This window comes from Legionella busanensis (assembly GCF_900461525.1).
In the GTDB taxonomy this organism is placed as follows: domain Bacteria; phylum Pseudomonadota; class Gammaproteobacteria; order Legionellales; family Legionellaceae; genus Legionella_C; species Legionella_C busanensis.
In genome coordinates, this window is the sequence record NZ_UGOD01000001.1 from 1,424,877 (window position 1) to 1,439,237 (window position 14,361).

A 14,361-nucleotide genomic window follows, 5' to 3' on the forward strand; every position below is an offset into this window, starting at 1 on the left:
ATCATGTATATGAAAATAAGCCTTATAAGCGCTTAAAAATTCTATGGGATTACTTAAAGGTTTATTAGGCATATCATCTTTCCTCATGAGTTGTTTCATTAATTAGTATAGCAAATCATCTTTTAACTCTAAAAATAGCAAGCATAGTTTACTTTTGAATTCAAAAGGTTATAAATGAATTGGCATTGTTGCGTATATAATTGCAGAAATGAATGAGATATAAATAAGCAGGGTTTTTCATAAGATTAGCATTTAGCAAAATGCTATAAAATACAGAGTTTCCATTTATAATGTAAAAGAAAGTTTATAGAGAGCAAAAATGGAAGGATAATAGTCGCAGTTTAATTAATCGCAGTATAATAACCAGTTCTTCACAGAATATATGGTTAATAAAATTTAAACTCAATGATCTAAATGCATTAGCAATCTATTTTTAAAATATGCAAATGCTGGTCAACACATAGCTCTCCTGCCATTACGGCGCAGCCGTAATGACATTAGTTTATACAGGGAGGAAAACAGTTATTTATGCAACACGCTGAACAGCTTGCAGTATTTAGATGTGGAAGACTGTTTTCATATTTATTAGAAATTAACATTCAGGAAGATTCACTGCTAAACCTCCCATAGAAGTTTCTTTATAGATAGTTTGCATATCAAGGCCAGTTTGTTTCATGGTTTTAATTACTTTATCTAAAGAAATATAGTGACAGCCATCACCCATAAGCGCCATACGAGCAGCATTAACTGCTTTAACAGCTCCCATGGCGTTGCGCTCAATACACGGAATTTGTACAAGTCCTAACACAGGATCGCAAGTCATACCTAAGTGATGCTCCATGGCTATCTCAGCAGCATTTTCAATTTGTTCAATTGTACCGCCGAGAACTGCCGTAAGGCCTGCAGCGGCCATTGAAGAAGCAACCCCAACTTCGCCTTGACAACCTACTTCAGCGCCAGAAATAGATGCCCCTTTTTTATAAAGAATACCAATAGCTGCTGCTGTAAAGAAATAGTTATAGATATCTTCATTACTTAACTTATGGTGTGCTTCTTGGCAATATTTTAAAATAGCAGGAATGATGCCTGCAGCACCATTTGTAGGCGCTGTGACTATACGGCCACCGGCAGCATTTTCTTCATTAACCGCCATAGCATATAAATTTAAGCGATTCATAATGTCAGCATGTTCAAAGCTACTTTTAATACCCTGATGGTTAGTTAATTTTTTATAAAGTTCAGGTGCCCGTCTTTTTAGTAATAAGCCGCCAGGTAAAATGCCATCATGATGACAGCCATTTTCTATACAATCAGTCATGACTTTGGCAATTTTTACAATTCCTGCCTTAATAGACGCTGTGTCTCGCCATGTCTGTTCATTGGCCATCATTAATTCAGCAATGGTTAAATTATTTTCTCGACAATGGCGCAGTAATTCATCAGCAGTGGAAAAAGAGTAGGGTAGATTATTTTCTAGCTGAGACACTTGATCCATTTGTTCGTCAGTAGCAATAAACCCGCCACCAATTGAATAATAGATCTGAGCAAAGAGAATCTCATCATTACCATCATAAACAATAAATCGCATGCCATTGCTGTGTTTGGGTAATAATTCTTTTTGTAGAAATAAAAAATCAAGGGTGTCATTAAAGGATATTTCATGGCTACCATTTAATTTTATTTTTTGCGTCCTAAGGATCTCCCGCATTCTTGGCACCATACTTTCTGGGTCGACCGTATCAGGTAGTTTGCCTTCAAGACCATTAAGAATTGCCTTATCAGTACCATGTCCTTTACCTGTTAATGCTAAAGATCCGTATAATTCTATTTTAATTCGCTTAACGTTTAATAAGCTTTGCTGTAAATCAACTTGGTTAATAAATGTATTCGCAGCAAGCATAGGGCCAACAGTGTGGGAACTAGAAGGGCCGATACCGATAGAAAATAAATCAAAGAGGCTAATACTCATGGTTTTAAGGTAAAGAGATAAAATATCAAGTGTAGAAGGAATGCGTATTATTAACAATATAAGTATACGCTAAAAAGCGTAAAAAAAATTTAATTTAGCTAAATTTTGTTTGTAAAAACGTTAGAAAATTAGCAAATAGGGTAAATAAAGCTATTTTTAATTTTTTTATTTACATTGTTTAAGTTTTAATTATCCTAATCTTTCTATAACTAGCAATTTAAATTAAATTTAGGCAAAATAACCAGGCACTTTTCATGATTTTAAATCTTACGAAGTTAACAAGGGGAATTGTTTATGAAGATGAAATTAGTCGCTGCCGCGATAAGCTTAGTAGTGTCAACGGCATTTGCTGCGGCAGACTCTACTAATGCTAACAATAGTACTAATACTAGTGCCACAACATCTAATACTAGTACCACTTTAAGCAGTGACATGGACAAGCTATCTTATAGTATTGGTGCTGATTTAGGACGTAATTTTAAGAAACAAGGTATTGATATTAGTCCCTCTGCAATGGCTAAGGGTTTACAAGATGGTATGAGTGGCGGCCAACTTCAATTAACTGATGATCAAATGAAGGATGTTTTAAACAAATTTCAGAAAGATCTAATGACAAAACGAAACGCTGAATTTACTAAAAAAGCTGATGAAAATAAGGCAAAGGGTGATGCATTTTTGAACCAAAATAAAACAAAAGATGGCGTAGTAGCTTTACCTAGCGGTTTACAATACAAACCACTGGAGACAGGTAAAGGTGCAAAACCAGGTAAAGATGATACAGTCACAGTTGAGTACACAGGTAAACTTATTGATGGTCAGGTATTTGATAGCACAGAAAAGTCTGGCAAACCAGCAGAATTTAAAGTATCGCAAGTTATTCCTGGTTGGACTGAGGTATTACAATTAATGCCTGCTGGCTCAACTTGGGAAGTTTATCTTCCACCTTCTTTAGCTTACGGCCCACGCGGTATTGGTGGTGCTATCGGTCCTAATGAAACTTTAATTTTTAAAATTCATTTAATTTCTGTCAAAAAATCTTCTGACGCTAACGGTTAATACAGTAAAAACACTTATAGCAAAAAGCTATAAGTGTTTTTTAATTTAGGCTTATTAATTAGACTAATCTAAAAAATAATTAAGATGAATAAACGGATATTGATTGTATTTCTTTTAGGTTTTTCATCTGGTCTTCCATTGGCTCTATTGACAAGTACATTGCAAGCCTGGTTTGCTGATAGTGGCATGTCCGTATTAGCAACTGGCATGTTAAGTCTAATTGGGCTTCCTTACTTGTATAAAGTATTATGGGGACCGTTCCTTGATTGTTATACAATATTACCTTTAGGTAAACGACGAGGATGGATCTTTATCACTCAACTTAGTTTATGCATTGGTTTTAATTTAATGGCCATGTATAAACCTAGTGATTCAGCTTATGCTTTAGCTTTTCTAGCCGTAATATTAGCTATTCTTTCAGCAACGCAAGATACAGCTATTGATGCGCATCGAGTTGAGTACCTTGCTGTTAATGAACATGGTTTAGGTGCTTCATTTGCCGTATTTGGTTATAGATTGGCTTTACTGATTACAGGCGCCGGTGCTTTAATTATGGCTTCCTATTTTGGCTGGTCTATTACCTATCATTGTATGGGTTTGCTAATGGGGATAGGGATTATTACAACATTATGGAGTAAAGAACCTGTTAGGCAAATTAATAAAACTGATAATCTAATATCATCCTTTATTAAACCGCTTAGAGATTTAATGCAGCGACCTAATATTTTTTCTCTTTTATGGTTTATTTTTTTCTACAAATTAGGAGAGGCATTTACTGCCACCACGAGTGGAATAGTGATGCCTTTTTTAATTCAAGGAATAGGCTTTCCACTTGATACAATTGGTTATGTCAATAAACTATTAGGTATCAGCACTCTTTTACTAGGTGGATTAGTAGCAGGTCTTGTGCTTTTGCGTTTTTCTTTATTTAAGGCCTTATTTTATTTTGGTTTAATTCAGGCATTTACTAATCTTTTATTTATTGCATTAGCAATGGCAGGTAAAAATTTTATTTTGTTTGCAATTGCGGTAGCATGCGATAATTTTGCTGCAGGTATGGGATCAACGGCATTAGTTGCGCTTTTTATGCGGCTTGTCAATCAGCAATTTACCGCAACGCAATTTGCAGCACTCATTGCGCTTTCTAGTTTACCGCGTATTTTATCAGGCCCGGTTGCTGCTTTACTGCAAATGTGGCTTGGTTGGGTAGGCTTATATCAACTGTCATTTTTGTTAGCTTTAGGTTTTATTCCTTTTTTGATTAAAATCAAGATGCAAACGCAATTAGCAGAGGAGAAATTAGACCTACATACTTTAAAGTTTGTTCATTAGCATCTTTTTAAAGCCATTAAGAGGTTTTATTAAGATTCTTTAATAAAAATAATTCTATTAAAAACACCAATATTTTTTTATTAATGCAACTATTAAATAAAGATAAAAGAAATAATTAAATTATTTAAAAACTTACTTTTTGTTTAAAAATTGATCAAATAATAAATAATTAGTATAATCTAAGAATATTAATTATTTTAAAAAAAACCTATGAAAGACAAAAATGATCCCTTCTATCAAAGCCAAGCAGCTCAGTTACTAGTGAAAAAAAATGGACATCATCAAGACTTGATTAGTGAAAATGTAAATGAAGCAGCAAAAGGAGCAGCTGATCATATTTTATTTCAATATTATGTAAAGAATAATCCCAGACAGGGTGTGATGGTAAGAGATGCTCACGTTACACATGGTAGCCTTGAGGAAGTTGTTAACGCAATGACGGATTTTGAGGAAAATAAAGACGCTAAAGAGTTATTCATTCCTATTACCCTTTACGGACAACATGCGGTGCATGCACATGTAAAAAAAACGAATAACGATAAGTTTGTATTTGAGTATTCAGATCCTTTTGGCTCTACAAGCCCCTACGGTAATCCGCCTAAAGAAATAGTTGCAGAGTTAGAACGTAAATTTGGTCAAGGAAATATAATCTTTAAACCTACACCTACTGTTCAACAGAAAACTTCTTCAAGTTGTTTTGCGATTAATTACCAGAATATGGTTGATAAGTACGAGGGAGTAAAGCCTTCAATAAAACCGGTAGTTGATGGCAAGGAAGATCCATTAATAAAAGTAGTTAGATTACAAATGAAACGAGACATGCAGTGGCTTTATGAGCAATATAATGAAATTTGGGAAAAAGTTCAACGGCATGGTCAAGAACAATATCCGGATATGGTTCAGGAAAGAGAAGCTATTCAGGCGAGAGGCGAAAAGGTACGTTATAATGACGCAGGATTAAAAATTGTTGACAGTGGTATATATGATCCTAGTGAGCATGGACATATGGACTTAAGAAATGCCGAATTAAATAAGGCGAAAGAATTACTTGCAGATATCGATTTTTCCAAAGCGCCATCTCGAACACCTTCCGATGCACCAGATATTGAATTTCCTCAAAGCTTAAAAACTAAGTTACAATCTGAAGGATATGGTATACAACCACTGTATGATTCTAGAAATTTAAAAATTATTGGTTATTCTATAAATATACTGAATAATGTATCACCAGAGCAATTACTTAATATTTCCCATAAAATAGAAAAAGAGATACCTAATTCTCTCAAAAATAATGTTATTTTTTCTATGAAAGAGTCTAATGGTGAGGAAGAACGCCTTGCTTACTCAGCATCTGTAAAAATGAGTTAACTAATTTTTAAAAGCCTAAATATAAATAAAGATTAGATCATTAATAACTAATGGTACCGAGGGTGGGACTCGAACCCACACGGTGTCACCACCACCGGATTTTGAATCCGGCGCGTCTACCAATTCCGCCACCCCGGCATGTTGGGGGATTATAACAAAGAAATGAACTTAAACAATAGCTGTTTCTAAAGGTAAAAAAAATTGACAATAAAGTGCGCCAATTTAATAATCATAGAAAGAAAGCAATGGAGAGGGTAATAATGAAAAGAGTAATTCTTTGTAAAGTTTTACTGATGAATCTATTTTGCCCTTTAACATTTGCTGCGACTTGCCCTGATCCACTGACAAGCTCACTAAGATGGGGTGAAATACCTAAACCTTGGGAGGAAAATCCTTTTTCTGAGCATAAACCACAAGGGGATGATAATACACAGTTTCTTCGGGCTAATATTTTAGTTGCAGGTGCTTATAGCCGTGGCGTGGCTTGTTTTTATAAAAATAGTTTAGGTAATTATTCTATCTGGTGGCCTGCTTTAGTAAAAATTCCGGCGCGTGTTGATTATCGTTGGATTGAGACATTGGGCGGCTATGTTTGTACGGAATCTTTAGATAATTGTCAATTTTATCCTGCAAATTAGTTTGATAAGTATTAATTAAACTACTTCTGTAAGCCCTTGTTCAAATCATTCTTTTTTTGGTTATCATTAGAAAAATCAAAGACGTTTAAATTAGTCATATCTTGGATAAATTTTATTCGTGTTGCCAAACTACCTTCAGAGTTAATAGCTTCACTTTTTAGCTTATCTTTTAAGGTATTTAAAAGGTGTTCAACAGTTTTCTCCGAAGATTTACTAAACTCTTCTCTTACCAATCCCCGTACTGTAGAGTGGTGAGTCCGCCCTAGATGACATGTAAAAGCTAATTTAACATAGGCAATAGCAGTAGAGTCTGTCGAATCGGATTTACAATAATCTTTTAATAGTTTTAAAGCAGCGTAATAATCGGCTGTATCCTTGTCAGTATGATTTTCAGTCCCTTTATTCCATAACTCTAGGTATTTTTTTGAGTAATAATTTGTTTTATCTTCAGGCTTTGAGGTTTTAATTGTATCTAATATATTGGCTATGGAATCAGAAGCAGATATAACGTCACTCACTGTTTGATGAATTCTGACGCCAACTTTTTTATTTGACTGAGAGGGTGGTTCTATGATAGGTGTTGTTGACATTCTTCGTAATTTTTCTAATTTTTCTTTATCAGCCCCAACTAAAATGATTTTAGCTGGTGATTGAGCATGAATTTCCTTAATATCTGTAGCAATTGGCCTTTCTTCGGCTTCTTCATCAATACAATAAAAAACAGTAACACCTTTAGTATAAATTTTACGATTAAAGAAATTATCTGGTACGTCCCAAAGCGTTTGCTGGAGTAGATAATGGAATTTAGGCGCCTTAGGGGGCGTATATTCATCACTCGTCCATCCTAAAATTTTTTTTAGAAGGGCGGCTTTTTGGCTTTTTAAATTTTGAGTATCCTTTTTTTTCTCATGGCTTCCTAAAACTGTTATGATAATAGACATATAAAACTCGTCGATCTTTAAAATCTAATGCTGGCTGATTATACATCAATTTTGATATAAAATTCTATAATTGATTATATTTTCTACCAAGTGCTTGAATTTTTTTAATATAGATGCAATTAATAATCTATTTGTGTAGATTTGCGCTAATTTATCCTTATTATTTGTCCTAATGAATAAAGCGGAAAGATTCTCCATCAACCTGAACTTCAGTCTTACTCGGTTAGATTTGCGCTGGAGGGATACCTAAATTGCCATTTGCTCGTGGACTGATTCTCTCCTTTATAAAATAAATACGTCTTTTTAAACTACTTCCAACAGATTTAATATTTTTTACTTCAGAATTTAAGCGCTTCAGAAGAGCATCTGCATCTTTACATTGATCGTTATTGTTAGTTAGTTCCCGCTCCCTTAACAAGAAATCGCGTACTTCTCTAACATGAGTGCGCCGTAAGTGACATGTTCTAGCAAGTCTAAACCAGGAATGTATGGATACACTTAAAGGACTTCTTGTATAATCCTTTTCCTCTATCTTACAATAATCTTCAAGTAATGCTAAAGCGCAATAATAATTTAACTTGTTATAAACCAATTCTTCTTTAATTGGAGCTGATGAAAAGCGGACACCCTTTGGAGACCTAACTTCGGTATTAATTTCCATTTTATAAGTATTTGGTATTTTTGTCCAAATTTTGATATAGCTGGAGGGATAAGACCCCGAACAAGAACCTAGGGAGATAACCCTATTTTCTGACGCTGATGTTTTCTTTTCGACTTCTTTATTAGCCTTACTTTCCGCTAAAACAAACAGTAAGTTATTTAAAGTATCGATACCACTCATGCTTTTATTTTTCGAAGAATCGGAGATAAATTCGCACGATTGTTCTTGAGCTAAATTGCTGAGATAAAGTCCATTTTGTTTCGCATCTTTTGTATCGCACTTAGTGCCTACTAATATAAATTTGGTATGCGAAGACGTAGGGGCGTTGCGCCTTATATCATTTAAGTCGCTACAAATACGGGCGGCTTTATTAATTTGTTCTATTTTACTTAAAGGCTTTGAAATATCAACACAATATATAAAGACATCAAAAGTCTCATTGTTTATAATGTTCTGCTTAAGTTCACTATATATTGGAGCGCCACTTGGATCATATATTAAATATTTATGTAAGATATTAGCTTTTTTAACAGTTTTAGTCAGTTGACTTATTCCATTAGTGGGCTGGGGATGCCGGGAGTTAAATTGTCTTTCTGTGGTCTCAAATAACCGATCAGCTAGGTAGGATTTACCATTTTGTGCCTCGCCAACAATGCATACCTTAATGCCTACCATATTAAAATCTTACAAATTAAATTAATGTAATTACCAAATTACATTTCAAAGTTGATTTGTACAATTTTAACTCTTTTTTATTAAAAAATCAACGATTGTGTGGTATGTAGAACAAATAAATAGGAATTTGTCTTATATTCCTTTAAATTTGTTAACATTATTAATACCTTAAAGCGAAATTAGCTAAACATCAAAGCTTTTGATTGAACTGTTCTAATTCAGCTTCCTGTACTGCTAAAACCTCAATTAAATATCGCCGTAAAATAGATACTTCGGAAACAAGTCCAATGAAATGGTTATGCTCATCAATCACGGCTAGTCGTTTTATTTTATTTTCTTTAATAGAATCAACATAGTTAACAATAGACTCGTTTTGATATACACAGGGAATATTTTTTTCAACTAGATTATAAAGTGATAAAGAAACTGGTTTTCCTATTTCAGTAGCTAATATTTGTTGATCAGTAAGCCCTAGAAAATTTCCTTTACTGTCCGTGATAGCTAAGTAATTAACTTGTGCCCGATTTGCAATTGCGGCTGCCTCAGTAATAGGGGTATTAGCGCCTGTAGAAGGTAGCTTGATTAAAGGTAAGTCGTTAAATGTAAGTGCTTTAAGTCTACCAATGTCTTGAGGGCCTGTGATATCAGAGCCTCGAATATGAAAACGCCAAGTAGAAAACGAATAACCAAAAAGATAGCGAGTTAATAAACTTGCTACAATAACAGAAACCACAGTTGAAAAGACGCCTAAATTTAGATTCGCTGTCTCTAACACCAAAAGGATGATAGCTGAGGGCGTACCAATAATAGATGCCGCTACTCCAGACATACCAGCTACAACTGTAAGATCAAGCGGTATAGTAGTACCAAAAATAGGTAAAACAATAAGGTAATGAATAATACATCCTAAAATAGCGCCTAGAAGGAGGGAAGCAGAAAATAACCCGCCTCGAAATCCTGAGCCTACACAAACAATAGAAGCAGCAACTTTAGCTAAAAGCATTAAGATAGTGATACTTAATATTTTTGAGCCAGCCAGCATTTCATTAATAGCATAATGCCCTGGGCCCATCACTTGAGGCATAATAAGCGCAATTAAACCTAATATAAATCCACCAATTGCTGGTTTTAAGAAGGCAGGGATATGTAATCGTTTTAATATTGATTCAAAGCTTGTGGTACCTCGCATGACGATAATACCAATAATAGCTGACATAAAACCTATAAAAATAGCTAATGGAAAGTGCCAAAGTGTAAGATGTTCGGTAATATGTGCCTTAAACAGTGGCTCATAACCAAGAAACATATAAACCATAAAACTACTAAGGGCACTAGCTAATAATGTTGGCATTAATGCACGGGTAGCATACCCACCCACTACTAATTCTAATGCATAGAAAGTGCCAGCTAGAGGAGCGCCAAAAATAGCAGCAATCCCTGCGCCTGTGCCACAAGAAACCAGCAAGCGTAATTCCTGACGTTCTAATTTTAAACGCTGGCCTATGGCGCTTAAAGTACCTGCGCCTAATTGTGTCATTGCTGCTTCAAAACCAACAGAACCTCCTATAGAAATGGATACAATAGATAACCCGACAAAAGAAAGTGAATCTAGGAAAGACATTTTGCCGCCTTCAACGGCATTCGCCTCAATTGGATCAACGGGTGTTAGTCGCCCATAGCGGCCAATTAAAAGCAGAAAAAAACCTAAAACTAAACCACCAATCGTAGTAACAGTTACAATTCTTTCCCAAGAAACATTCGCGGCGCTTTGCGCATTGACATTAACCCCAAATAGAAAAATTTGAATATGCCCAACTAAGGTCCGAATAAGAGAAACAACGCAGCCTACGCCAATTCCACCTAAGGCTGCTAAGCTAAATAATTTTAAATTAAGATAAGTATTAAGTTTGTAAGTTAAGCTATTTCGTAAAGAAATTGCCATATCTTTATCCCTAAACATTAAAAATAAGCTAATATAGCGCCACTACTAAGCTTTCTACGGCGTTGTAAGCTCCTTTGGCGAAGTACAATTCCTATGGACACTTCTTCATCTTACTCCACTTACGCTTTATCTAAAATTTAATGGGTGACACTATAGTAGTGATTTAAAATAATCAATTACTTAAGCCCTAATCTATCTTAAGCTGCCTGCGCATCCCTTAGAATGTACTATACTTTTTATGCAGCTTAATTAGGAGTATTAGCATGTCTAGTAAGATAAATCTAGTAAATCAGGATGATGTTTCTGTGCTTCAGCAATATTATCAAAGTATCATTAATTCTTTACCTAATCTCATTTATATTCTTGATAAGGATTGTACGTTAGTAGGTTGTAATAATAATGTATTGACCTTGCTTGGGCTTACTGACTTATCTGAACTAGAGGAGAGCTTTTACCAACGGCTAATAAGTTTTGCCGAATGGTCAGAAGAGCGAGCACAAATGCTTAAGCGAGATGATATTAATGCATTGCTATCTGATATGGCCAGCGATTCTATTGAGGAAAATCCAGTGCTCAATCACGCAGGAAATGCTACCTATTATCTTGCTACTCGGGTCCCTCTTTTTAAAAAAGCCAGCCAAGTTGAAGGATTACTTGTGATTTTAGTAGATATTACCGAGAAAAAGTTATTAACAGAACAACTTGAACTTATTAAACAGCAATTGCAGCAATATAATGCTAAGCCTAACCCAGTTTCTTTAACAACTCACCTTAAAGAAACAAAAAAAGATAGGCCTAAAGTTTTATTAGTAGAAGATAATGCTATTGCCCAAAAAGCAGGCCAAGCATTACTTATGCAATTTGACTGTAAAGTTGAGGTTGCTCCTTCAGAAGGTGAGGTTGCTAAGTTATTTAAGCCTGGTAAATATGATATCGTTTTAATGGATATTAGTCTTGAAGATACGTCAGGTTATGTCATGGCAAAAAGAATCCGTCAAATGGAGAAAGATACTTCATTTCATGTTCCTATTATTGCACTTACAGGCTATCAGGCTGATGTCGTTAAGTTTGACTGTGATGATTATTATATGGAAGGCGCGATCACTAAACCTTTAACAGGTGAACAGGTAAAACAAATCATTCAACATTACATTTATAACATTGATATACCTGTTAGCGGTTTAAAAAGTATTAAATCAGAGCATGAGAATAATTAACGTAAGTTAAATAAGAGAATACTGCTTAAATAGTATGCTAACTTTAAATGCGCAATTTAATAAAGATTTAAAAAAAAGGAAGAAGCATGACAGTGACAACAGGCTTATCAGGAAATGAGCTTTTTTGCCTAGCTCAAAAAGGGTTCTTACCGGGTAATATTGTTGTTGGTAATAGTGTGCATAGTCTCGGAATCATTGGCAGTGTGGGTTCAAATTTAAAAGCTATACTGGGCGGTGAATTAACTCAGGTGACTCGCTTAATTGAAGAAGGACGAGAAACAGCGCTTAAGCGAATGTTTAAAGAGGCTGAGACCCATAACGCTTCGGGTATTACAGGTGTAACTAGTCAGTTAATATTGCATGGTTCAAATTTAGAATTTTTATCGATTGGCTCTGTTATCAAATCTAACAATTCTGGTTTAAAATTATTTTCAACCTCCGCTGATGGGCAAGAGCTGTATGCCCAGCTTGATGCAGGTTATCAACCTATTTGTTTTGCACTAGGTAATGTTGCTTACTCAATGGGTGTAGGCCGAGGAATTATTGGTAGTATAAAGACTCTTAGAAGAGGAGAGATAACCGAGTATTCAAATATTTTTAATGATACTCGCCATTTAGCTTTAAAACGGATTAAAGCTCATGCGTTGGCAAATCATGCAAATGCTATACTCGGTATTCAAACAACTATTCTACCTTTTAGTGGGGTTAATGAAATGCTAATGATTGGTACTGCTTCAAAAGCCCCTTTTTTAGTTGGAAAAGGGGTCGATGATGTAATTACCAGTGATATGACCAATATAGAAATGTGGAATATGGCATCATTAGGCTATATGCCTATGCAATTATTATTAGGCACCTCTGTTTATTCTTTAGGGTTAGTTGGCGGTATTACTGCAGCAATTAAATCCTTTGCTCGTGGAGAATTAACTGAGTTGTCACGATTAATTTATGATGCTCGAGAAAATTCATTAGGTATTATTAATGATGCCGCAAAAGCAATTGGTGCTGATGATGTTGTTGGCGTTAAAACCTATGTTTATCAGTTAGGTAATGGTTTAGTTGAATTTTTAGCTATCGGAACAGCCGTTAAAAAATCCTCTTCTGTGCAGCCACAATCCTCGCAACTGCCACCTCAAGCTATCGTTGTGGATAAAGACACCTATTACAATTTAGTAAGTGACTATGGTTTAAATGTTAATATTAATGAAGGTAGTAAGCCTATAAATAAAAACGTTAGTTCTTCAGTAGGAGCAGTAATTTTATTAATCGTTTTGTTTGTTTTCGCGATTTATCATATTATAAAAGCCTTTTTTAATTAATTTATAGCGAAATGAAACTGTTATTCGCGCGATTTAAGTAATTCTTGTAAAGTTTTGGGTAAAAATGATTGTGCTTTAGTTGTTAGAGCGGCTTCATTTTTCTGCCATAAAGTACCTAAATAAATAATAATTAGACCAATAATGGTAAGCACAATAGGAAATAAAAGGCTATATTGGAAAACTTGCCAAGCCAGATGACCTAAATAAATACAACAGCCAATACCACCAAACACAACAAAAACGCGTCTTACTAAAATAACGCCGACACCTATCATCAGTAGATTAATGCAAAGATAAAAAAACTTAGAAAGTTCACTATCAGAACTCTGAGCTGTCATTCCACCCCAAAAGGTAATGACACCAAATATATATAACCAGAAGGCATAATCTACTGTATGCCGAGAGCGAACATCAACCCAAAAGGCAATAAGAATCATAATTAGGCCAAAATACATTGAAAAAATGGCTTTAAATTCGAAATCAACGGAATTTCCCATAATTAACTCAGCAACATCCATAGACATATACCAAAGAGTTACGGCAATAGGCATAATCATAAAAGGATAGCGATAAATCCAGGCTAAGATAAGTCCAACCATTAAAGTGCCAAACTCCATCATGATCCATTGCGCTTGGATAGTTGTATGAAAGTCACGATAATGCGCATCGTCAGTAGGCCAATAGCCTAGGGCTTTTTGTAAGGAGAAGATTGCTAGAGGCGTTAAGGCAATAACAAAAGTGGCGCAAATTCCAGCAGGTGTTTTATAATTTTTTCTATCAAACAAGGCTGTAAGTACTAGGCCAATTAAAGCATAGATAAGGGTAATAACAAAAATACCCCAAGCGCCAAAACTTTCCCAACCAAGGGTCATAAACAAAGTCATTGCACCTATTGCCACTAAGCCGCCTAGATAATACAAGACATTGGTAAAATTAAACGAAACTTGCTGGTTAGTTTGATTTCTAATGAAATGATATAAGGCCTCAGCTTGTTCGGCACTAATGATCTGTTCATCCACAGCTTTTGCTAAATCTGTGCGAGAAATTTTCATAAGTTATCCTGCAATTAAACAGATAGCTTTTATATAAATTATAGAGTCTAATTAAAGATCTAATTAGTTTTTTTGTAACTAATTAAAAAGTTATAGGCTGCAGGAAAATGTAAAATTATTGAAAAATGTGTTGATTAAATCTGATTTTTAATAAAATAATAGTTGCTTTCTCGACCCTTGCTCCCGTGATA

Annotated in this window: 11 protein-coding genes and 1 tRNA gene; 6 read left to right on the top strand and 6 right to left on the bottom strand. The window is 34.8% G+C overall.

The window, feature by feature from the left end; translation table 11 throughout:
- Window positions 1-592: 592 nt before the first annotated feature.
- Entirely contained in the window at window positions 593-1,969 is a 1,377-nt protein-coding gene (locus DYH30_RS06430; protein WP_115332517.1) for an L-serine ammonia-lyase, read from the bottom strand.
- Between the two features lie 294 nt (window positions 1,970-2,263).
- On the opposite strand from DYH30_RS06430, the gene bamJ reads away from it, so the two are divergent.
- The 3 genes from bamJ to DYH30_RS06445 all read left to right on the top strand — a co-directional run bounded on the left by bamJ (window position 2,264) and on the right by DYH30_RS06445 (window position 5,725).
- Window positions 2,264-3,025 carry a BamJ family beta-barrel-assembly machinery protein gene (bamJ, locus tag DYH30_RS06435; protein WP_165482107.1) on the top strand — a complete coding sequence of 254 codons (762 nt, stop codon included), beginning with the start codon at window positions 2,264-2,266 and terminating at the stop codon, window positions 3,023-3,025.
- Window positions 3,026-3,109: 84 nt separating this feature from the next.
- Window positions 3,110-4,357, top strand: a complete 1,248-nt coding sequence (locus DYH30_RS06440; protein ID WP_115330859.1) for an AmpG family muropeptide MFS transporter — start codon at window positions 3,110-3,112, stop codon at window positions 4,355-4,357.
- Window positions 4,358-4,567: 210 nt separating this feature from the next.
- Window positions 4,568-5,725 (top strand): hypothetical protein, encoded by a 1,158-nt coding sequence (locus tag DYH30_RS06445; protein ID WP_115330860.1) that lies wholly within the window; start codon window positions 4,568-4,570, stop codon window positions 5,723-5,725.
- A gap of 51 nt (window positions 5,726-5,776) precedes the next feature.
- Here the strand turns inward: DYH30_RS06445 and DYH30_RS06450 are convergent.
- Window positions 5,777-5,863 (bottom strand) — tRNA-Leu (locus DYH30_RS06450).
- Between the two features lie 122 nt (window positions 5,864-5,985).
- Between DYH30_RS06450 and DYH30_RS06455 the strand changes: the two genes are divergently transcribed.
- Window positions 5,986-6,363 carry a DUF3757 domain-containing protein gene (locus DYH30_RS06455; RefSeq protein ID WP_115330861.1) on the top strand — a complete coding sequence of 126 codons (378 nt, stop codon included), beginning with the start codon at window positions 5,986-5,988 and terminating at the stop codon, window positions 6,361-6,363.
- Window positions 6,364-6,383: 20 nt separating this feature from the next.
- On the opposite strand, the gene DYH30_RS06460 is transcribed toward DYH30_RS06455, so the two are convergent.
- The 3 genes from DYH30_RS06460 to DYH30_RS06470 form a co-directional block, all read right to left on the bottom strand.
- Window positions 6,384-7,304 (bottom strand): DUF5617 domain-containing protein, encoded by a 921-nt coding sequence (locus DYH30_RS06460; RefSeq protein ID WP_115330862.1) that lies wholly within the window; start codon window positions 7,302-7,304, stop codon window positions 6,384-6,386.
- A gap of 223 nt (window positions 7,305-7,527) precedes the next feature.
- Window positions 7,528-8,640 (bottom strand): Rab family GTPase, encoded by a 1,113-nt coding sequence (locus tag DYH30_RS06465; RefSeq protein WP_115330863.1) that lies wholly within the window; start codon window positions 8,638-8,640, stop codon window positions 7,528-7,530.
- A gap of 190 nt (window positions 8,641-8,830) precedes the next feature.
- Window positions 8,831-10,582, bottom strand: a complete 1,752-nt coding sequence (locus tag DYH30_RS06470) for a chloride channel protein (RefSeq protein ID WP_160116165.1) — start codon at window positions 10,580-10,582, stop codon at window positions 8,831-8,833.
- Between the two features lie 263 nt (window positions 10,583-10,845).
- On the opposite strand from DYH30_RS06470, the gene DYH30_RS06475 reads away from it, so the two are divergent.
- Complete coding sequence (locus DYH30_RS06475) at window positions 10,846-11,799, top strand: response regulator (RefSeq protein ID WP_115330865.1); 954 nt, start codon at window positions 10,846-10,848, stop codon at window positions 11,797-11,799.
- A gap of 86 nt (window positions 11,800-11,885) precedes the next feature.
- The gene (locus DYH30_RS06480; protein ID WP_115330866.1) at window positions 11,886-13,118 is read left to right on the top strand and encodes a heavy metal-binding domain-containing protein; all 1,233 of its coding nucleotides are present in this window, start codon (window positions 11,886-11,888) and stop codon (window positions 13,116-13,118) included.
- 20 nt (window positions 13,119-13,138) lie between these two features.
- On the opposite strand, the gene DYH30_RS06485 is transcribed toward DYH30_RS06480, so the two are convergent.
- Entirely contained in the window at window positions 13,139-14,170 is a 1,032-nt protein-coding gene (locus tag DYH30_RS06485) for a DUF2157 domain-containing protein (RefSeq protein ID WP_115330867.1), read from the bottom strand.
- Window positions 14,171-14,361 lie beyond the last annotated feature (191 nt).

What these genes read in the sequence shown, in the direction of transcription:
- DYH30_RS06430 (WP_115332517.1), bottom strand. Translation starts at nt 1,969, where the DNA reads ATGAGTATTAGCCTCTTTGATTTATTTTCTATCGGTATCGGCCCTTCT.
- bamJ (WP_165482107.1), top strand. Translation starts at nt 2,264, where the DNA reads ATGAAGATGAAATTAGTCGCTGCCGCGATAAGCTTAGTAGTGTCAACG.
- DYH30_RS06440 (WP_115330859.1), top strand. Translation starts at nt 3,110, where the DNA reads ATGAATAAACGGATATTGATTGTATTTCTTTTAGGTTTTTCATCTGGT.
- DYH30_RS06445 (WP_115330860.1), top strand. Translation starts at nt 4,568, where the DNA reads ATGAAAGACAAAAATGATCCCTTCTATCAAAGCCAAGCAGCTCAGTTA.
- DYH30_RS06455 (WP_115330861.1), top strand. Translation starts at nt 5,986, where the DNA reads ATGAAAAGAGTAATTCTTTGTAAAGTTTTACTGATGAATCTATTTTGC.
- DYH30_RS06460 (WP_115330862.1), bottom strand. Translation starts at nt 7,304, where the DNA reads ATGTCTATTATCATAACAGTTTTAGGAAGCCATGAGAAAAAAAAGGAT.
- DYH30_RS06465 (WP_115330863.1), bottom strand. Translation starts at nt 8,640, where the DNA reads ATGGTAGGCATTAAGGTATGCATTGTTGGCGAGGCACAAAATGGTAAA.
- DYH30_RS06470 (WP_160116165.1), bottom strand. Translation starts at nt 10,582, where the DNA reads ATGGCAATTTCTTTACGAAATAGCTTAACTTACAAACTTAATACTTAT.
- DYH30_RS06475 (WP_115330865.1), top strand. Translation starts at nt 10,846, where the DNA reads ATGTCTAGTAAGATAAATCTAGTAAATCAGGATGATGTTTCTGTGCTT.
- DYH30_RS06480 (WP_115330866.1), top strand. Translation starts at nt 11,886, where the DNA reads ATGACAGTGACAACAGGCTTATCAGGAAATGAGCTTTTTTGCCTAGCT.
- DYH30_RS06485 (WP_115330867.1), bottom strand. Translation starts at nt 14,170, where the DNA reads ATGAAAATTTCTCGCACAGATTTAGCAAAAGCTGTGGATGAACAGATC.